The sequence below is a fragment of the Peterkaempfera podocarpi genome, from assembly GCF_042466665.1.
Classification (GTDB): Bacteria; Actinomycetota; Actinomycetes; order Streptomycetales; family Streptomycetaceae; genus Peterkaempfera; species Peterkaempfera podocarpi.
In genome coordinates this window covers 1,082,816-1,103,329 of record NZ_CP162102.1, presented here as the reverse complement: position 1 = coordinate 1,103,329, position 20,514 = coordinate 1,082,816, and the positions used below count along the sequence as shown (strand labels likewise).

General features: G+C 70.7%; 9 protein-coding genes and 1 pseudogene. 4 read left to right on the top strand and 6 right to left on the bottom strand.

What is annotated here, in order from left to right; all coding sequences use genetic code 11:
- Positions 1-29 precede the first annotated feature (29 nt).
- The 4 genes and pseudogenes from AB0761_RS04975 to AB0761_RS04960 form a co-directional block, all read left to right on the top strand.
- Positions 30-6,248 (top strand): annotated as a pseudogene (locus tag AB0761_RS04975) (amino acid adenylation domain-containing protein); the annotation flags it as partial.
- A gap of 80 nt (positions 6,249-6,328) precedes the next feature.
- Positions 6,329-10,453, top strand: a complete 4,125-nt coding sequence (locus AB0761_RS04970) for an amino acid adenylation domain-containing protein (protein ID WP_377273938.1) — start codon at positions 6,329-6,331, stop codon at positions 10,451-10,453.
- Positions 10,450-11,793, top strand: a complete 1,344-nt coding sequence (locus AB0761_RS04965) for an MFS transporter (RefSeq protein ID WP_377267725.1) — start codon at positions 10,450-10,452, stop codon at positions 11,791-11,793. Before AB0761_RS04970 ends, AB0761_RS04965 begins: the two co-directional genes overlap by 4 nt.
- The gene (locus tag AB0761_RS04960; protein ID WP_377267724.1) at positions 11,760-12,638 is read left to right on the top strand and encodes a thioesterase II family protein; all 879 of its coding nucleotides are present in this window, start codon (positions 11,760-11,762) and stop codon (positions 12,636-12,638) included. The genes AB0761_RS04965 and AB0761_RS04960 overlap by 34 nt, the downstream gene beginning before the upstream one ends.
- Here the strand turns inward: AB0761_RS04960 and dpgD are convergent.
- The 6 genes from dpgD to AB0761_RS04930 are packed head-to-tail and all read right to left on the bottom strand — an operon-like array spanning position 12,542 to position 20,428.
- Positions 12,542-13,351 carry an enoyl-CoA-hydratase DpgD gene (gene dpgD, locus AB0761_RS04955; RefSeq protein WP_377267723.1) on the bottom strand — a complete coding sequence of 270 codons (810 nt, stop codon included), beginning with the start codon at positions 13,349-13,351 and terminating at the stop codon, positions 12,542-12,544. The genes AB0761_RS04960 and dpgD overlap by 97 nt on opposite strands.
- Positions 13,348-14,637: a (3,5-dihydroxyphenyl)acetyl-CoA 1,2-dioxygenase DpgC gene (dpgC, locus tag AB0761_RS04950; RefSeq protein ID WP_377273937.1), complete on the bottom strand. Its 1,290-nt coding sequence runs from the start codon at positions 14,635-14,637 to the stop codon at positions 13,348-13,350. The genes dpgD and dpgC overlap by 4 nt, the downstream gene beginning before the upstream one ends.
- A gap of 14 nt (positions 14,638-14,651) precedes the next feature.
- Positions 14,652-15,335: an enoyl-CoA-hydratase DpgB gene (gene dpgB / locus AB0761_RS04945; protein WP_377267722.1), complete on the bottom strand. Its 684-nt coding sequence runs from the start codon at positions 15,333-15,335 to the stop codon at positions 14,652-14,654.
- A gap of 55 nt (positions 15,336-15,390) precedes the next feature.
- Positions 15,391-16,527 (bottom strand): 3,5-dihydroxyphenylacetyl-CoA synthase DpgA, encoded by a 1,137-nt coding sequence (dpgA, locus tag AB0761_RS04940; RefSeq protein WP_377273936.1) that lies wholly within the window; start codon positions 16,525-16,527, stop codon positions 15,391-15,393.
- Positions 16,527-17,903 carry a PLP-dependent aminotransferase family protein gene (locus tag AB0761_RS04935; protein WP_377267721.1) on the bottom strand — a complete coding sequence of 459 codons (1,377 nt, stop codon included), beginning with the start codon at positions 17,901-17,903 and terminating at the stop codon, positions 16,527-16,529. Before AB0761_RS04935 ends, dpgA begins: the two co-directional genes overlap by 1 nt.
- Positions 17,900-20,428, bottom strand: coding sequence for a penicillin acylase family protein (locus tag AB0761_RS04930; protein ID WP_377267720.1), 2,529 nt, complete (start codon positions 20,426-20,428; stop codon positions 17,900-17,902). The genes AB0761_RS04935 and AB0761_RS04930 overlap by 4 nt, the downstream gene beginning before the upstream one ends.
- Between the last annotated feature and the right edge of the window lie 86 nt (positions 20,429-20,514).

The following is a 20,514-nucleotide window of genomic DNA, read 5'->3' as shown; positions in this document are numbered from 1 at the left end:
GGCGCCGCCCAGATCTCCGGAGGCACCCCGTGAGCACCCCGATCGAAGCTCGTCAGGACCGGCAGGCCAGCGCCCGTCAGGGCGCGACCGCGGAGCGTATCGCCCAGCTCTCGCCCGAGCAGCGGGCACGGCTGGAAGCCCGGCTGCGCGAGCGCCTCGCCGGTCGGGTGCCTCCGCGCGGCATCGGACGGCGTGCCACCGGAGTCCTGGTCCCGCTCACCGCCGCCCAGGAGCAGCTCTGGCTGGCCCAGCAGCTGGACCCGGAGTCGAACGCGTACAACATCCCGATGGCCGCCGCCGTCGAGGGAGAGCTGGACACGCGGCTTCTCGCCGAGGCCTTCCGCCAGGTGATCGCCCGTCATGAGTCGCTGCGCACCACGGTCTTCGTCGACGGCGAGGGCCGACCGGGGCAGCTGGTCGGCGACGGATCCGCGTTCGAGCTGCCGGAGACCGATCTGCTGGAAACCGATCTGCGCGGCGCCGAGGGCCAGGACGAGGCGGTGCGCCTCGCTCTGGCGGCCGAGGCGGCGGCCCCCTTCGACCTCGCGAACGGCCCGCTGCTGCGGGCGCGGGTGCTCCGCCTGGGCGAGCGCCGCAGGGTGCTCGCGGTGACCGTCCACCACCTGGTCGCGGACGCCTGGTCGATCGCGGTCCTGCTGGCCGAGGTGGGCACGCTCTACCGCGCACTCCTGACGGACGGCCGCCCGGTCCTGCCCGACCTGGAGGTCCAGTTCGGCGACTACGCGGTCTGGCAGCAGGAGCAGGAGCAGCTGCCGGCCTTCGCACGCAGCGTCGGCCACTGGCGTGAGCGGCTGTCCGGCCTGCGGCAGCAGCCGCTGTTCCCGCCGCCTGCCGGTGGGCGGGGGGAACTCGGCGACCGGGGCGCGGGCCTGCTGTCCCTCCCCCTGGGACGGCAGGAGTCCGCGGCGGTACGGGCGCTGGCCCGACGCCACGGGACGACCGTGTTCGTCGCCGCCCTCGCGGCTCTGTACTGCCTGGTCTCCCGGGCGGGCGGCTCCTCCGACGTGGCCGTGGGCACCCCGGTGGGCGGGCGCGACCGTGCCGAGCTCCAGGGACTCATCGGCTACTTCGTCAACACACTGGTGCTGCGGGCCGAGGTCGATCCCGCGGAGCGGTTCCAGGACCTCCTGCTCAGGGTCCGGGACCTGACCCGGTCGGACCTCCTCCACCAGGACGTCCCCTTCGCGGCGGTCGAACGCCGCCTGCGGGAGGAGCGGATCCTGGACGGCGGGCTGCTGCACCCGGTGATGCTGGTGATGGACGAGGACCGGACCGAGGCGTACGCCGCCTCGGAAGGCGATGCGGATCTGTCGTTCCTGCCGCTGCCGGACGCGGTCCCGATCATGTCCAAGCGCGACCTGACCGTGACCCTCTCCGATCGTGGGGAGGAGCTGAGCCTCACCCTCACCTACGACAAGGGTGCCTGCTCGGACCTCTCGGCTTCCCACTTCGCCCATGCCTTCGCCGCCGTGCTGTGCCGGGCGGCACAGCAACCCGGGACCAGGGTGCGGGAGTTCGACCTGTTCTCCGCCGCCGGCCGGGAGGAGCAGTTGTACGGGCACAACCCGGTGCTCGGCCCGGAACCGGTGACGACGGTCCCGGCGCTCTTCGCCGAGCAGGTGCGACGCACGCCGGACGCCACGGCCGTGCGCGGGCCGCAGGGTTCCCTCAGCTACCGCGAGCTCGACCGGCGCAGCTCAGAGCTGGCCCTTCGGCTGTACGCGGCCGGGGTGCGCGCCGAGGCGCGGGTGGCTGTCGCGGTCGACCGCTCGCCCGGGACGGTCGTGGGGATTCTCGGAATTCTCAAGGCAGGGGCCGCCTATGTTCCCATCGACCCGGAGCAGCCGTCGGTCAGGACCCGACTCATCCTGGACGACGCCCAGCCGGTGGCCTGCGTCGCCTCGGTCGCCACGGCGTCCCGGCTCGCCGACCCGGGATGCCCGGTCCTGGTCGTCGCGGACCAGGAGCCCACCCCCGACGCCGCGGTGCTGGACCGGGGGGAGGTACCGCCGCTGCCCTCGGGGGCGGCGGGCGCCGGACTCGCGGCGTATGTGCTCTACACCTCCGGGTCGTCGGGGCGGCCCAAGGGCGTCGTGGTCGAGCACCAGCAGGTCATCGCCTACGCCCACGCCGTGGTGACCGCGACCGACATCGACCCTGCGGGCAGCTTCGCGATGGTGCAGGCCATGACGTTCGACTCGTGCGGAACCTTCCTGTACGCCGCGTTGCTCGGCGGCGGCACCCTGCACATGCTCCCCCCGGAGATCGCCCTGGACGGGGTCCGCTTCGCCGACTACTGCGCGGAGCACCCGATCGACCACCTGAAGATCAGCCCGTCCCACCTGAGGGCCCTCCAGTCGGGCGGGGAGACCCGGCGGATCCTGCCGAGGCGCAGTCTCATCGTCGGCGGTGAGGCCTCGCCGTCGGGCTGGGCCAACGAGCTGGTGGCCGCTGCGGAGTGCTCGGTGACCAACCACTACGGTCCCACCGAGGCGACGGTCGGCGTGCTGACCCACCGCCTCGACGCGCAGCGCCCCGAGACCACCGCCTCCGTGCCGCTCGGGCTTCCCCTCGCCCATGTTCACGCCTATGTGCTGGACAGCCGGCTTGAGCCGGTGCTGCCGGGGACGGCAGGTGAGCTGTTTCTGGCCGGACCCGGTCTGGCGCGCGGTTATCTCGGCCGCGCCGGGCGTACCGCGGGCGCATTCCTGCCCGACCCCTACGGGCCGGCGGGTCGGCGCATGTACCGCACCGGCGACCTGGTGCGGCGCCGGGACGACGGGACCGTCGAGTTCCTCGGCCGCCTGGACGACCAGGTCAAGATCCGGGGCGTCCGGGTGGAGCCCGGAGAGGCCGAGGCCGCGCTGGCGGCGCTGCCCGGTGTGCGGCGTGCGGCCGTTGTGGCGCGGCGGACCCCGGAGGGGGAGCAGGTCCTCGCTGCCTACGCGGTGGCCGAGCCCGGGGTCGACGAGGCCGCTCTGCTTGCGGAACTTCGGAGCCGGCTCCCGGTGTACCTGGTCCCCGCCTCGCTCACCCGGCTGGACGCCATGCCGATGACGGCGCACGGCAAGCTCGACGTCCGGGCCCTCCCCGAGCCTGCCCAGGTGGTGCACACCGGCTCCGGTCCGGCGCCCCGCGACGAGGACGAGCAGTCGGTGGCTCAGGCCTTCACCGAACTGCTCGGAGTGGGACAGGTGGGCGTCCAGGACGACTTCTTCGACCTGGGTGGGCACTCACTGCTCGCGATCCGGCTGATCAGCCGCCTCCGTGTGCTGACCGGGAAGGAGCTCTCGCTCAAGGAGGTCTTCGAGGCGCCGACCGTCGCGGGCCTGGCCGCCGGGCTGCGCGAGCGTTCCCGTCCGGTTCTGGTGGCGGGGGTGCGGTCGGGTGATGTGCCGTTGTCGTTTGCGCAGCGGCGGTTGTGGTTTCAGGAGGTGTTGGGGGAGGGGCGTTCGGGTTACACGTTGCCGTTTGTGTTGCGGTTGCGTGGTGGTGTGGATGTGGGGGCGTTGGGTGCGGCGTTGGGTGATGTGGTGGGGCGTCATGAGGTGTTGCGGACGTTGGTGGTGGAGTCGGGTGGGGTTGCGGTGCAGCGGGTGTTGCCGGTGGGGTCTGGTGGGGTTTCGGGGTTGGAGGTGGTGGAGTGCGGTGAGGTGGAGTTGCCGGGGTTGATCGGTGGGGTGGTTGGTCTGCCGTTTGATCTGTCGGTGGAGGTGCCGGTGCGGGCGCGGTTGTTCCGGTTGGGGGTGGATGACCATGTGCTGGTGGTGGTGGTGCATCACATTGCTGGTGATGGTTGGTCGGTGGGTCCGTTGGGGCGGGATCTTGCGGTGGCGTACGGGGCTCGTTGTGGGGGTGGGGTGCCGGGGTGGGAGCCGTTGCCGGTGCAGTATGCGGATTATGCGGTGTGGCAGCGTGAGCTGTTGGGGGACGAGACCGATCCGGAGAGTGTGGCGGGGCGGCAGCTGGCCTTCTGGCGCGACACCCTCACCGGCATGCCGGAGTCGCTGACCCTGCCCGGAGTCCGGTCGTCGGGGACGGCCGGAGGTGAAGCCGTGGTGTCGGCCTTCTCCGTCGATGCGGTGACGCATGGGCGTCTGGTGGGGTTGGCGCGGCAGGAGCGGGCGACGTTGTTCATGGTGTTGCAGGCGGGTGTGGCGGCGTTGCTGTCGCGTTCGGGTGCGGGTGTGGATGTGCCGTTGGGGACGGTGGTGGCGGGTCGGACGGATGAGGGTCTGGCTGATCTGATCGGGTTCTTTGTGAACACGTTGGTGTTGCGGACGGATGTGTCGGGTGATCCGAGTTTCCGTGGGCTGGTGGGGCGGGCGCGTGGGGTGGCGTTGGATGCGCAGGCGCATCAGGATGTGCCGTTCGAGCGGGTGGTGGAGGAGGTGAATCCGGATCGTTCCTCGGGGCGGCATCCGTTGTTCCAGGTGGCGCTGACGCTGCAGAACAATGCGGTGGGTGACCTTGTGCTGGAGGGGCTCGAGGTGGAGCCGGTGACGGTGGCCGGCGGGGGTGCGGCCAAGTTCGACCTGAGTTTCACCTTCGCGGAGACCCACACTCCCGACGGACGCCCCGACGGCATCGAGGCTGTCGTGGAGTATCCGGAAGGGCTCCTGCCCGACGTCGTCGTCGAACAGCTCACCCGGGGACTGCGGCGGCTGCTCGCCGACGCGGCGGCGCGGCCTGAACTGCCGATCAGCCGGATCGAGCTGATGAGCCCGTCGGAGACGGAGGAACTGCTGGCCCTCGGCCGCGGTGCGGACGGGGTGGACACCGCGGTGTCGTTGCCGGAGTTGTTCCGTGCGCAGGTGGTGCGGTCTCCGGATGCGGTGGCGGTGGTGTTCGAGGGGCGGGAGTTGACGTATCGGGAGCTTGATCGGCGCAGTGATGTGCTGGCGGGGTTGCTGGTGGCGTCGGGTGTGGTGGCGGAGAGTCCGGTGGGGGTGCTGCAGCAGCGGTCGTTGGAGCTGGTGGTGTCGCTGCTGGCGGTGCTGAAGGCGGGGGGTGCGTATGTGCCGTTGCATCCGGGTTCGCCGGGGGAGCGGATGGCGGTGGTGCTGGCGGAGACCGGGGCGCGGTTGTTGCTGACGGATGCCTCGTTTGCGGGGCATGAGGTGCACGGGTTGCTGCCGGCGGGTGTGTCGGTGGTGGAGGTGGACGAGGCGGTGACGCTGGCGGGGGCCGGGCTGGAGTGCGGTGTTCCGCGGGTGCTGGCGGACCAGTTGGCGTATGTGATGTTCACGTCCGGGTCCACGGGGCGGCCCAAGGGGATCGGGATCAGCCACCGGGCGCTGGCCTCCTTCGTCCTCGACCGCACCTGGGCCGATCGTGGCGACCAGCGTTTCCTGCTGCAGTCGCCGGTCTCCTTCGACGTCTCGGTGTACGAGCTGTGGGTGCCGTTGGTGACCGGCGGCCGGATCGTCGTGGCCCCGCCCGGCGAACTGGACGCCGCGACCCTGCAGCGGCTCATCGCGCAGTACGGAGTGACCACCAGCATGATCACCGCAGGTCTGTTCCGGACCCTGGCGGAGGAGGAGCCCGAGGCGTTCACCGGCCTGCGCGAGGTGCTGACCGGCGGGGACGTCGTCTCACCGCATGCGGTGGCCCGCCTGCTGGCGGCCTCTCCCGACACCGTCGTGCGAAACATCTACGGCCCGACCGAGACCACGGTCATGAACACCCAACTGCTCATCGAGGCCCCTTACCGGCCCGAGAGCACCGTGCCGATCGGTCGGCCGATGGATGATGTGCGGGCGTATGTGCTGGACGGGCGGCTGCGTCCGGTGGCGCCGGGGGTGGCCGGTGAGTTGTATCTGGCCGGTACCGGGGTGGCCCGCGGGTATCTGGGCCGTCCGGGCCTGACCGCCGGGGCGTTTCTGCCCGACCCGCACGGGCCGGCGGGCGGGCGGATGTACCGCACGGGTGACCTGGCCCGCTGGCGCCAGGACGGCTGCCTGGACTTCGTCGGCCGGATCGACGGCCAGGTCAAGATCCGCGGCTTCCGGATCGAGCCGGGCGAGGTGGAGGCCGCGCTGGCCCAGTGCCCCGGCGTGGCCCAGGCCCTGGTCACCGTCCGCGAGGAGCAGCCCGGTGACAAGCGCCTGGTCGGCTATCTGGTCCCGGTCCCCGGGCAGACGCCCGACACCGGCCCGCTGGCCCGGCAGCTGCCCTCCTACATGATCCCCGCCGCCTTTGTGACCATCGACGGGATCCCGCTCACCCCCAACGGCAAGCTCGACCGCAAGGCCCTGCCCGCCCCCACGTACACCGTCGGCACCGCCTACCGGCCCCCCAGACACCCCTGGAGCAGACACTCTGCCGGCTCTTCGCCGAAACCCTCGGCCTGGACCGCGTCGGACTCGACGACAACTTCTTCGACCTGGGCGGACACTCCCTCCTCGCCATCAAACTCACCACCCGCATCCGCACCACCCTGCGCATGGACCTCCCCCTGCGCACCCTCTTCCACCACCCCACCCCCGCCACCCTCACCACCGACCTCACCCACACCACCGACGGGGACTCCCGTCCGGTTCTGGTGGCGGGGGTGCGGTCGGGTGATGTGCCGTTGTCGTTTGCGCAGCGGCGGTTGTGGTTTCAGGAGGTGTTGGGGGAGGGGCGTTCGGGTTACACGTTGCCGTTTGTGTTGCGGTTGCGTGGTGGTGTGGATGTGGGGGCGTTGGGTGCGGCGTTGGGTGATGTGGTGGGGCGTCATGAGGTGTTGCGGACGTTGGTGGTGGATTCGGGTGGGGTTGCGGTGCAGCGGGTGTTGCCGGTGGGGTCTGGTTCGGTGCCGGGGTTGGAGGTGGTGGAGTGCGGTGAGGTGGAGTTGCCGGGGTTGATCGGTGGGGTGGTTGGTTTGCCGTTTGATCTGTCGGTGGAGGTGCCGGTGCGGGCGCGGTTGTTCCGGTTGGGGGTGGATGACCATGTGCTGGTGGTGGTGGTGCATCACATTGCTGGTGATGGTTGGTCGGTGGGTCCGTTGGGGCGGGATCTTGCGGTGGCGTACGGGGCTCGTTGTGGGGGTGGGGTGCCGGGGTGGGAGCCGTTGCCGGTGCAGTATGCGGATTATGCGGTGTGGCAGCGTGAGCTGTTGGGGGATGAGGGGGATCCGGAGAGTGTGGCGGGGCGGCAGCTGGCCTTCTGGCGCGACACCCTCACCGGCATACCCCAGGAGATCGGTCTTCCCGGCACCGCAAGCGGCCTGCCCGCATCCCGGCTGCCCGGCGGAGAGGTCTCCTTCCGGCTCGATGCGGTGACGCATGGGCGTCTGGTGGGGTTGGCGCGGCAGGAGCGGGCGACGTTGTTCATGGTGTTGCAGGCGGGTGTGGCGGCGTTGCTGTCGCGTTCGGGTGCGGGTGTGGATGTGCCGTTGGGGACGGTGGTGGCGGGTCGGACGGATGAGGGTCTGGCTGATCTGATCGGGTTCTTTGTGAACACGTTGGTGTTGCGGACGGATGTGTCGGGTGATCCGAGTTTCCGTGGGCTGGTGGGGCGGGCGCGTGGGGTGGCGTTGGATGCGCAGGCGCATCAGGATGTGCCGTTCGAGCGGGTGGTGGAGGAGGTGAATCCGGATCGTTCCTCGGGGCGGCATCCGTTGTTCCAGGTGGCGCTGACGCTGCAGAACAATGCGGTGGGTGACCTTGTGCTGGAGGGGCTCGAGGTGGAGCCGGTGACGGTGGCCGGCGCGGGTGCGGCCAAGTTCGACCTGAGTTTCACCTTCGCGGAGACCCACACTCCCGACGGACGCCCCGACGGCATCGAGGGCGGCCTCGCCTTCGGGGCCGGCCGCTTCACCGACCGGGACGCCGAGCAGTTCGCCGCCCAGCTGGGGCGCCTGCTCGAGTCCGCCTCCGAACGGCCTGACCTGCCGCTGGGCGACATCGAGCTGAACAGTGCGGAGTATCGGGCGCTGCTGGCCTCCGGCTGGCAGGGCAAGGAGCTGGAGAGCGCTCCGCTCTCGTTGCCGGAGTTGTTCCGTGCGCAGGTGGTGCGGTCTCCGGATGCGGTGGCGGTGGTGTTCGAGGGGCGGGAGTTGACGTATCGGGAGCTTGATCGGCGCAGTGATGTGCTGGCGGGGTTGCTGGTGGCGTCGGGTGTGGTGGCGGAGAGTCCGGTGGGGGTGCTGCAGCAGCGGTCGTTGGAGCTGGTGGTGTCGCTGCTGGCGGTGCTGAAGGCGGGGGGTGCGTATGTGCCGTTGCATCCGGGTTCGCCGGGGGAGCGGATGGCGGTGGTGCTGGCGGAGACCGGGGCGCGGTTGTTGCTGACGGATGCCTCGTTTGCGGGGCATGAGGTGCACGGGTTGCTGCCGGCGGGTGTGTCGGTGGTGGAGGTGGATGAGGATGTGACGCTGGCGGGGGCCGGGCTGGGGTCCGGTGTTCCGCGGGTGCTGGCGGATCAGTTGGCGTATGTGATGTTCACGTCGGGGTCCACGGGGCGGCCCAAGGGGATCGGGATCAGCCATCGGGCGCTGGCCTCCTTCGTCCTCGACCGCACCTGGGCGGGAGAACAGGAGCATCGCGTACTGCTGCACTCACCGGTGGCCTTCGACTCCTCCACGTACGAGCTGTGGGTGCCGTTGGTGACCGGAGGCCGGATCGTCGTGGCCCCGCCCGGCGAACTGGACGCCGGGTTGCTCACGCGACTGGTGTCGGTGGGCGGTCTGACCAGTGTGCTGATGACCGCGGGCCTGTTCCGGACCCTGGCCGAGGACAGCCCCGAGGCCTTCGCAGGCCTGCGCGAGGTGCTGACCGGCGGGGACGTCATCTCTCCCGAGGCGGTCCGCCGACTGCTTCGCGCATGCCCCGGCACGGTGGTCCGCAGCACCTATGGCCCGACGGAGACCACGCTCTTCTCGACCCAGCAACGTCTGGACGACCCGGGGTCCGTGGTCGCAGCCGTGCCGATCGGTCGGCCGATGGATGATGTGCGGGCGTATGTGCTGGACGGGCGGTTGCGTCCGGTGGCGCCGGGGGTGGCCGGTGAGTTGTATCTGGCCGGTACCGGGGTGGCCCGCGGGTATCTGGGCCGTCCGGGCCTGACCGCCGGGGCGTTTCTGCCCGACCCGCACGGGCCGGCGGGCGGGCGGATGTACCGCACGGGTGACCTGGCCCGCTGGCGCCAGGACGGCTGCCTGGACTTCGTCGGCCGGATCGACGGCCAGGTCAAGATCCGCGGCTTCCGGATCGAGCCGGGCGAGGTGGAGGCCGCGCTGGCCCAGTGCCCCGGCGTGGCCCAGGCCCTGGTCACCGTCCGCGAGGAGCAGCCCGGTGACAAGCGCCTGGTCGGCTATCTGGTCCCGGTCCCCGGGCAGACGCCCGACACCGGCCCGCTGGCCCGGCAGCTGCCCTCCTACATGATCCCCGCCGCCTTTGTGACCATCGACGGGATCCCGCTCACCCCCAACGGCAAGCTCGACCGCAAGGCCCTGCCCGCCCCCACGTACACCGTCGGCACCGCCTACCGGGCCCCCCAGACACCCCTGGAGCAGACACTCTGCCGGCTCTTCGCCGAAACCCTCGGCCTGGACCGCGTCGGACTCGACGACAACTTCTTCGACCTGGGCGGACACTCCCTCCTCGCCATCAAACTCACCACCCGCATCCGCACCACCCTGCGCATGGACCTCCCCCTGCGCACCCTCTTCCACCACCCCACCCCCGCCACCCTCACCACCGACCTCACCCACACCACCGACGGTTCGGCTCCGACCGGGGGCTACGAGGCTCCGGTGCTCACCCTGCGGGAGACGGGCGGGCAGAACCCGCTGTTCCTGCTGCCCCCGGGCACCGGGGTGGGCTGGGTCTACGAACCGCTCCTCCCGCACATCCCCGAGGGGGTACCGGTCCACGCACTCCAGGCACCGGGGCTTGCGAGCGACGGCGAACTTCCGGGGTCGCTCGACGAGGCCGCGGCGGGGTACCTCGCTGAGATCCGCCGGATCCGGCCCGCAGGGCCCTACCGACTGCTCGGCTGGTCCTACGGCGGTACGGTGGCGCACCGCATCGCCGGTCAGCTGGCCCAACAGGGCGAGCAGGTCGAGTTCCTCGCGCTTCTGGACGCGCACCCCGGCCTGCCCGAGTCCGAGGAGACGTCCGTCCCGGAAGAAGTGGCGAGTGTGCTCGGGAAGGAATCCGCCGGCTCGCCCGTCGACCGGGAGGTGGCGGTCGCGCTCAACCACCACCGTCTGCTGACGGGCTACCGTCCGCAGCCCGTCCCCGTGGACACCGTGCTCTTCCGCGCCCAGGGCGGACCGGAGCGGCCACTCCCCGACTGGACGCCCTACGTGGACGGCGCGCTGACGGAGATCGGCGTAGCGGCCGCACATCAGGACCTGATGACGCACCAGGCCCTTGCTCTCATCGGCCCGGAACTCTTCGCCAGGCTCGATGCCGGGCAGGGCACCTCGGAAGAAGGCCGACTGTGAAGCGTTTCCTCATCATCTGGCCGGGCCTGGCCCTGACCATGCTCGGCGGCGGAGCGAGCGGATTCTGCCTGAGCCTCTGGGTCTACCAGCAGACCGGCTCGGCAACCGGCTTCGCGGTGTCGCTGCTCTGCGGCTACCTCCCCGGCATCCTGGCCGCGCCCTTCGCTGGACGGCTGGTCGACCGCTGTCGCCGCAGCCGGGTCCTGGCCGCCTCGGAGCTGCTGACCGCACTCACCACGGTACTGCTGACGGCCGCTCTGCTCGGGGGCTTCCTCGGCGTCATCCCGGTCTACTGCGCGGAGGTGGTCAACTCGCTGATCGCTGCGGCCTCCTGGCCGGCGCTGGCAGCCCTGGTCGGTGACCTGGTCGACGCCCCCGAGCAGCACAGGGCGGCCGCCATGGTCCAACTCGCCGTCGGGTTGGCGCAGACCTGCGGGCCCCTGCTCGGCGCCGCCCTGTTCCCCGAACCAGGGCTGACCGTCGTCCTCGCGCTCGACGCGGCCACCTCCCTGATCACCGCGGGCATTGTCCTGGTGACCCTCCGCCGTGACACGGGGCCCGCAGCCGGGCGGGCGGCGCACCGGGCCTCCGACGGAGCAAAACCGGATCCGCGAAGAGGCGGCGGATGGACCGTGATCGCCGCCAACCGCACCCTTCGCTCACTGCTGGCGCTGGCTGTGGTCCAGAACCTGGCGACCGCGGCGGTCCAGGTGCTGATGGTCCCCCTGATCCTGGCGACCCACGACGGTTCGCCCGTGCTCCTCGGCGCGATCGCCGCGAGCTGTGGGCTGGGCATGATCACCGGCAGTGCCTATATGTCACTTCGCCGACGGGTGGGCCGCCCGGCCAGATGGATCGGAGCCGCGGGCGCCCTCGCGGGTACTGCCGTCGCGGTGGGCAGCCTGGTGCCGAGACCTCCCACCGTGATCATCGCGGCCTTCGCGCTCTACTGCAGTCTGCCGGTGGCCAACTCACTCGCTCAGACGATCTGGCAACGGGAGGTGGATCCCGACCAGCGCGGCCGGGCCTTCTCGACCCGGCAGATGCTGGTCCAGTGCTGCATGCCCGCGGCCTGCCTGTTGATTGCACCACTTGCGGACGGTGTCTTCGAACCCCTGCTGCGCCGCGACGGCGCCCTGGCCGGGACATTGGGCCGATACACCGGCGTGGGCCCCGGCCATGGAACCGGGCTGCTCCTCGGCCTCTGCGGACTCGCACTCAGCGTGTCGAGCCTCACGCTCACCGCCCGAGGCCTGCGCGGCCGGCCCGGGCACCCCGATCCGGACCAGACAGTGGAGGAACTCCCTTGCCCACCGCACTCGACAGCCGCGGCCTCATGACCTCCCGCGGTGACCGCGCCTCCTGGCTCCGGTTCCCCTCGCCCCGACCGGACGCCGAGCTGCGCCTCTACCTGCTGCATGCGGCGGGGAGCAGCACAGCCATGTACCGGACCTGGCCGTACCTGCTGCCCGCCGGCGTGGAGCCGGTCCTGGTCCAGCTCCCAGGACGCGCGGGGCGCATTGCGGAGACGCCGATCACCGAGTACACGGCGGCCGTCGAAGCCCTCGACGAGGTACTGGGGGACCATGCCGACCGGCCCTACGCCCTGTTCGGCCACAGCATGGGGGCGCTGCTCGCCTTCGGCCTCGCGGCCCGGCGCGAGGCGGCGGACAGGCGGCGCCCCGCCCACCTCTTTGTGAGCGGCTGCGCCCACCCCGGCAGCGACCGGATCCGGCGCCCCTCGTCGCAGCACGACGATGCGCGTCTGGTCGCCGGACTGCGCGAGATGGGCGGTACCGACCCGGAGGTCCTCGCCGTACCCGAGCTGGTCGAGCTGATCCTGCCGATCCTGCGCGCGGACTACCGGGTGTGCGAGAGCTTCGTCCCACCCGGCACGGCCAGGCTGGAGACGCCGGTGACCGTGCTGGGCGGAACGGAGGACGACATCAGCCCCGCCGAGCTGAGGGCCTGGGCGGACTGGACCGTCCATCCGCCGGAGGTGGCGTCCTTCCCCGGCGGACACTTCTTTCTCAACGGGACAGCGGAGAGCGCCGTGATCCGGACGGTGGCCGACACCTTGGACCGGGTTCAGTCCCCGGTCCAACGCGGCTCGCGCTTCTCGACGAAGGCGAGCGGCCCCTCGACGGCATCCCGGCTCGACATCCTTAGCTGCTCCCAGCTGTAGGAGGCCTGGAAGGCGTCGCTCAGCGGCAGCTGGGCCGAAGCAGCCACGACCTGCTTCACCGCCCTGACCGCGAGCGGTGCGCAGCGAAGGATGTCCGCCACCCAGCCGTCCACGCAGGAATCCAGGTCCTCCGTCGGAACGACCTCGTTGACCAGGCCCAGCTCGTAGGCTCGGTCGGCGCTGAGCGGCCGTCCGGTGATCAGATGCCCGAGGGCGACGCGGGAGGGGGCCTGCCGCGCCAGCCGGAAGACACCGCCGGCCCCGGCGATGAGGCCCAACTTCGCCTCGGGAAGTGCGAACCTGGCCTCCTCGACGGCGATGACGACATCGCAGGCCAGGGCGAGCTCGAAGCCTCCGCCGAAGGCATGGCCGTTGACGCGGGCGACGACGGGCTTGGTCAGCTCGAAGCGCTCGGTGAGCCGCGGCCACCCGGGCCTGCCCCGGCTCCCGAAGGAGGACACCGGCGCGGTGTCGCTGCGGATCCGCTCGGCCAGCTCCTTCAGATCCTGCCCGGCGGAGAAGGCCCGTTCGCCGGCGCCGGTGAGCACCGCCACCCGCAGCCCGTCGTCGGCTTCAAAGTCGTCCCAGACCAGCCCCAGCTCCTCGTGCGTCCGCAGATCCAGGGCGTTCAGGCAGTGGGGCCGGTCCAGGGTGACCCGGGCGACCGGGCCGTGCTTCTCGTACCGGACGCGGGTGAGCCCCGTCGGCGTCATCCGGTGTGCTCCTTCGCGGAGAAGCGCCCCACCTTCCCGATGACGTCCTCGCTGTAGAGCCGCATCGCCTGCTGCAGAGCGAACTCGGCCATGTAGGAGCGGAAGGCGTCGACCGGCTCCTCGGCAAGGGTGAGCATCCGGCGGTTGGCCAGGACGGCGGGGCTGTCGAGGTGCTCCAGGGCGTTGTCGACGGCACCGTCCAGGGCGGACGAGTCCACCACCTCGTCCAGAAAGAGCGCAGCGTCCGGCTCGTTGGCCCAGATCCGCCGCCCCCACAGCACAACCTGGCGGGAGACCCGTCCGCCGGCCAGGCGGCCGATCCGCAGGTTGCCCGCACCGGGGACGATGCCCTCCTGGGCGGCGGGCAGGCTGAGATAGGAGTCGGATGCGGCCAGCACCCGGTCGAAGGCCATCAGGAGCTGGGCACCGCCGCCGATGGCGAAGGAGTCCACCGCGGCGACCCAGGGCTTCTCGACGGCGGGGGGACGCCAGGTCTCCTCGTCGCCGGTGAGCAGCCCGCGCATCAGCTTGCTGATGTATCCCAGCTCCCGCCGCAGCAGGAAGTCCACCAGGGAGATCTGCCCCCGGTGCAGGCTCTTGAGGTTGATGCCGGAGCTGAAGACCCGCCTGCCCCGGTAGCGCGGATGGGTCATGACGCCGCCGCGCAGCGTGCCCACACGGACACCCGGGTCGAGCAGCGCCAGGTCCACCGCGGTCTCCATGTCCTCGACCTGGCCGTTGTCCTCCGCGTTGAGGCAGTCGTCGCGGCACATGGTCAGGCGTGCGGCGCTGCCGTCGCGCTCGATCGTGACCGAACCGAGTTCGAGTCGGCCCGAGCGGATGAACTCGGGGAGCAGCCGCTCGGCCCGGGCGGTCGGACGCAGCATGGAGTCCATGAGATGCCGCCCGATGTCCGGCGCGGACAGCACGTGGCGCAGGAAGATCCCCTGGTCGATCTCCCAGCCTTCCTTGCCTGCCTGCGGCCGCCCCCGGTCGGACGCGAGCTGCTCGTCCGTCGGCACCAGGCCGGGGAAGGCGACGGCTGCCGCGGCCACCAGTTCGTCCAGTCGCGGCCGCTCGCTGTGGCCGTCGGTCAGGAGTGCGTAGACCGAGTGCACATGACTGCGCAGAAAGCGACTGCGTACGGTCCTGGCGTGGTCCTTGGCGGCGTCGGCCCGGCGCCGCTGCTCCGGGCTGCGGTCGGCCGGCTCGGGCAGCCGGGCCAGCAGCTCGTCCACCCGTTGTGCGGTGGATTCCAGCGTGCGGGCACCGTGGTGCAGATCCATGGGGTCGGCAACGGTCAGCACGACTGGTCCTCCTCGTCCGCGGCCTGCTTGAGCTGCCGGTCGCAGGCCGCCAGATGACGTCCCAGGGCCTCCTCGAAGGAGGTGGCCCCCGCCTCCAGCATCAGCTGCCGCCGGACGGCGAGGGCGGTGCCGCCGAGAGCGGAGACCTGCTCGACGGCCGAGGCCAGGCGAGCCGGGAGGTCGGCGGTGAGCTCGTCCACGAGACCGAGCTGCAGCGCCCTGTCAGCCGTGATCGCCTCGCCGAGCAGGAGATGCCGCCGGGCCCGGCCGCTGCCGACCTGGTTGGCGAGACGGTGCAGTCCCATGCCGGGCCAGACCCCGCCGGAGGCCGAGAGCACCAGGCGGCTGCCGTCGGCGGCCAGGCGGTAGTCGGTGGTGAGCAGCGCCTCGAGGGCCGGGCCGCCGCAGTCGCCGGTCACCACCGCGATGGTGGCCACCCGCAGACGCTCCAGTCGGCGCAGCGCTCCCTCCCAGCGGTTCACCAGGCGGAGGCTGGTGCGACCGCTGCGGCCGGGAGCGGGCGCACCCGAGAGCCGCAGCACCAGCGGGCGGTCCTTGTCGCCGTCCTCGGCACGGTCGCAGAAGCTGTGCACCGCGGCGACAGCCGCCTCCGACAGGGGACTCGCGCCGTCGATGGTGTCGTGGGTGAGCAAGGTGGTCGTGGATATCACAGTCATTCCTTCGTGGTGGTGGCTGTGCCGGTTGCCCAGGCGATCCGCGTCGCTCGCCCGGTCACCATCGGATCAGCGCTGTCTCGATCGTGGAGCCGGGCCCCATGGTCATCAGAACCCCGTACTCGCCGGGGCGGACCACGCTCTCCTGGAGCAGACGCTGGTAGGAGAAGAGGAAGGAGCCGCTGGAGAGGTTCCCGTAGTCGCGGAGCACGCCTGTGGTGTGCCGGACGTCATGGCGGGTCAGGCCGAGGTTGACGCTCACGGCGTCGATGACCTTCTTGCCTCCGGAGTGCACCAGCCAGTGCCCGATGTCGCTGCGCCTCAGCCCGGCGGATTCCAGCAGGCGGTCGACGACGAGTTCGGCGTGCGCTCCCACGACGTAGGGGACATCCGGGTCGAGGAAGAAGCTGAACCGGGACTGCTCGTTGTCCCAGTCGTAGCGCATCGCATCGATCGCTTCGGTGATGACGCAGCTCTCAAAGCCCATGACGTGCGGCCCGGGCGGCGTCTCGGGCGCGACGTCGTCGCCGGCCCGCACGGCCACGGCCGCGGCACCGTCCCCGAAGAGACTGTTGACGACGGATGTCCGCATGGTGCCGTCGAAGACGTAGGCCGCCGAGCAGGCCTCCGTGCAGACCATCATGGCGAGCCTGCCGGGATTGGCCTGAGCCCATCCGGTCACGGCGTTCAGGCCGTTGAGGCCGGCATTGCAGCCCATGCCCACCACATCCAGGCGGCTGGTGTGCAGGTCCAGGCCGAGGGTGCGGATCAGGTGCGCGCTGAGCCCCGGAGTGAGGAACCCCGTGGTCGTGACACAGCACAGGTAGGCGATGTCCGAGGCCCGGGCGTCCGAGTCGGCCAGGCATGCCTCGATCGCCCGCACGCCCATGTCGACCGCCTGGGTCTTGTGCTTGGCGAGCAGCTCGCCCTGGGACTCCGGGGTCCTGCGCCCGTCCGGTCCTTCCGGGGGGAGGGTCAGAAAGCGCCGGTCGATGGCGCTGTTGGTGAAGACGTTCCGGATCTTGCTGTCCTGGATCGCGAAGATCTCCAACAGCTCCGTCTGGGTGTACGAGTGCGGTGGCACCGCGGTCCCGACCCCCAACAGGCGGGCAGTCCCGGACAGGTCGGGACGGGCCTCGCCCGGGCGGCCGAGCACCCCGGGATGGGACAGGTCCGCAGCGATGGCTTCGGTGATCACGTTGCGTGGGTCCTTCCTCGCAGCGCGTTCCGGGTGGTGTCCTGCGCCCTCACGAACGCGGCAAACCGGTCCAGTCCCTCGTCGATCTCCGCTGGTTCGAGATGGCTGAACGAGAGCCGCACCCGCTGCCGGGGGAGGCCGTCGGCGTAGAAGTGGTGCAGGGGAGTCCAGAGCACCCCGAACTGTCGGGCGCTCGACTCCAGTTCGGCGTCACCTGCGGTGAAGGGCAGATCCACGAGGATGAAGAAGCCGCCCTGGGGCCGGTTCCAGGAGACGGCTGCGGTCGCGCCGGCGCCTGTCTTGAAGCGTCTGTCCAGCCCGTCCAGTACCAGGTGGAGATTGCGCTGGTACACCGCGGTTTCCTGCACATTGGCGGCCCGCAGACTGCAGCCGTGCTCCAGCAGTTTGCCGCCGATCACCGCCTGCGCCAGCGGGGAGGTGTTCACGGTGAGCATGCTCTTGAGCTTCGCCAGCTCGTCGGAGAGCGTGGAGTGCCCGGTTCCGGAACTCGCCGACCCGTCCCGGCGGACCACGCGCTGGCCCGCGACCGCGAAGCCGACCCTCGCTCCCGCCAATCCGGTCTTGGCGAACGAGCCCAGATAGACCACGCGGTCGGAGTCGTCCAGCGACTTCATGGTCGGAACGTGCCGACCGTCGCCGAAGATCCCATAGGGGTTGTCCTCCAGGAGCAGCAGGTCCTGTTCCTCGGCCACGCGCAGCAGTTCCCTGCGGCGGGCCGCGCTGAGGCTGACCCCGGTGGGGTTGGCGAAGTCGGGGATCAGGTAGCAGGCCCGCGGGCGCAGCCCGGCCGATCGGGCCGCGGTGGCGGCGGCGGCCAGGTCGGCCGGTGACAGGCCGTCGGGGGAGTCGGGCACCGGTAGCACCGGCAGGTCGGCCAACCGCGCCGCGCCGTGGGCACCCACATAGGTGGGGGCCACCGCCAGCAGCACGTCCTTTGCGTCCCTGCGCAGTGCCCTCAGCACCAGATAGAGGGCCTCCTGACAACCCACCGTCACCACGATGTGCTCGGGGTCGGCGACGATGCCCTCGTCGACGAGGAGATACTCGGCGATCAGCTCGTGGATGATGCCCTTGGTCCGCCCGTACTGGAGCAGGGTCCGGCGCACCAGGGCCTGGTCACCACCCGTCCTCGCGTCGAGGTGGCGCCGGTAGGTGTCCAGGTAGCGGTGGACCGCATCCAGATCGAGGAAGCCCTCGTACGGTCGACCCGCCGCGAACGAGATCGCCTCGGGATAGCGCTGGGCTATCTCGTTGAGGAAGGTCATCGACTCGCTCTCGGGCGCTCCCAGCGAGGCATGCAGGCCATCGGCGTCCAGCCGCGCCCTCGCGCGTTCCGGGTGATGCACGGTCACGATGTCTTCCCTTGTTCCGGGAGCAGGGTCAGACGGTGTTGTGCGGACCGGTCCACCGCATCGCGGGAGAACGGCCAGGCGAGGGTCTGCCCCTTCAGCCACAGCTTGGTCTGGTCGGTGTAGTTGTCCGAGGCCGGGTGCCCGGAGGCGCCGGTGAGGTTGATCCAGCGCGAGTCGTCGAAGTTCGAGAGGTCCACCACCATGCGCATGGAGGGAACCCAGATCACGCTGTAGCCCTGCTGCGGGTTCCACCCGTTGGCGTCGACGATGTCCGTACCGCCGCCGACCGGGTACGGACCGCTGTTCAGCAGCCACTGGAGCGGTGCGGGCCCCTCTGTGCCGAGTGTCGGGTTCTGCAGGGTCAAGGTGTGCAGGTCGCCCCAGCGCCAGTCAGAGGGCTTGCCGCCCAGTCGCTTGTGCAGTTCCGTGTCGGCGCGCACCATCGCCAGGCGGAGCACCGCGTCCCGGCCGTGTGTCCCGGTCGACACACTGCTCCACCAGGGGTCGTCCGGATTCGTGAGCAGGTTGGCGACGATCTGGAACCACCGGCCCCCGCCGTCCGGATAGGTGTAGGGATCCAGGCCGGCCTGCTTCAGGCGGTCGGTGAAGACAAGGTTGAGCAGCTGCCGCCAGACGGCGTTGAAGTACGCCGCCGGTGCCGAGTCGGCGGGTTGCTGGTAGTCCCAGCCGCGCAGCAGGTCCTGGGCGGCCCGTGCTTCTCCGGTCAGTGGCACGCGGAGCAGCGCGGGGACGAGGGAGGCGGCGTTGGCGTTGTACGCGTCCTGGGTGATGCGCTCCATCGCGGCGGCGTCCAGCTTGCCGGGGGCCTGCTGGATCAGCTGGGAGATCCGTGCGGCCCGGTAGCCGGTGCCCCAGTCCTTGGTGATGAGGTAGGGGTAGTCCGGGCCCACCACGGCGTTGTTGGCCGTCACAATGAAGCCCTGGGACGGATTCAGCTCCGACGGCAGCCGGTCGAAGGGGATGTAGCCGGTCCAGTCGTAGGCTCCGGTCCACCCGGGCACCGGTGTGGTGCTGTCACCGGCCTTCCGTACGGGGACGCGTCCAGGCGTCTGGTAGCCGATATTGCCCTGGCGGTCCGCGTAGACCATGTTCTGCACCGGGGAGGCGAAGTGCTCGGCGGCGTTGCGGAAAGTGGGCCAGTCCTTCGCCAGATCGAGCTCGAAGAGGGCGTCCATGGTCGCCGCCGGATCCAGCGCGGTCCAGCGCAGAGCCGCAGCGTAGCCCGCACCGCCCGGTGCCTTGCCCGGTCCGGCGCCGAGTGCGAGCACCTGCTTGGCCATCTTCATGACATCGGAGATCAGCGGACCGTGGATCGTGGATCGGACGAGCAGCGTCTGCGGCTTGCCGCCGGCAACGTCGATCACCTCCTGGCGGACGGTGATCGGCTCCTCCTCGTGCCCCCGGTACTCGTACTGGTCTCCGGAGACCTTCTCGACGAACAGGTCGGAGTCGGCGACCCCGAGGTCGGTGAAGCCCCAGGCGACGTCCTGGTTGTGACCGATGACCACGCCCGGCATACCCGCGAACGTGAAGCCGCTGACCTGGAAGGGGCAGTCGGCACCCGTCGTCGTGCAGTGCAGCCCGATCTGGTACCAGACGCTCGGGAGTTCGGGCGAGAGGTGCGGGTCGTTCTCGAGCAGCGGCTTGCCGGTCGTCGTCCGGCTTCCGGCAACCACCCAGGAGTTGGACCCGATGCCGGTACCCGTCTGGCCGAGGACGCTCACCAGCGCCTGACGCATGGAGTCCGCCTGCGCGATCACCGTATCGGCGGCCGACGGCATCGGTGAGGGCGGCGCAGCCGCCTGGGACGTGCCCTTCGAGCCGGCGGCGGTGCTGTCGGAGGCCTTGGTGATGACCGGCCAGTTCTGGTAGTCGTAACCGGCGAACAGCTCCGCGGCCATGCCCTTCGGCAGCTGCGCGGAAAGCACCGAGCGCGCCGCCTGGTCGCCCATGCTGGAGTTGAGGTCCCAGGCCATCACCTTCAGCCAGGAGACCGAGTCGGCCGGAGTCCACTCCCCGGGGTGGTAACCCGGGGCGACGAAGCCGAGCACCGGGTACTCGACCGAGAGGTCGGCTCCGCTGTGCGAGGAGAGATAGGTGTTGACGCCGGCGGAGAAGGCGCTGAGGTAGCCGGTGGTCTGCGGCGACAGCATCCCGAGTTCCTGCTGGGCGACCCGGTACCAGCCCAGTGTCCGTGCGATGCGGTCGGTCTGGACCTCTGCGGGTCCGAACATCTCGGCAAGCCGGCCGGAGCTTATGTGGCGCTGCACGTCCATCTGCCAGAAGCGGTCCTGCGCCTCGACATAGCCCTCGGCGAGGAACAGATCGTGCGCATCGGAGGCGTAGATCTGGGGCACACCCGAGGAGTCCCGCACGACCGAGACGCGACCGTGCAGCCCCGACACATTGATCTGCCCGGACAGTTCGGGAAGCGACGCATGGACGGTCACATAGACATAACCGGCCAGCGAGGCCGCGGCCACGAGCACGAGGCAGGTGAGCACAACCAGAGTCCTGCGGAGCAGCCTGACCCACCGCTTTCTCACCCGCCGCGGTGTGTCCGGCGGCGGGGTTTCGATCGGCTCGGGAT

Bases quoted from the DNA above. Each gene is read 5' to 3' on its own strand.
- dpgD (WP_377267723.1), bottom strand. From the start codon at position 13,351: ATGACGCCGACGGGGCTCACCCGCGTCCGGTACGAGAAGCACGGCCCG.
- dpgB (WP_377267722.1), bottom strand. From the start codon at position 15,335: ATGACTGTGATATCCACGACCACCTTGCTCACCCACGACACCATCGAC.
- dpgC (WP_377273937.1), bottom strand. From the start codon at position 14,637: ATGGATCTGCACCACGGTGCCCGCACGCTGGAATCCACCGCACAACGG.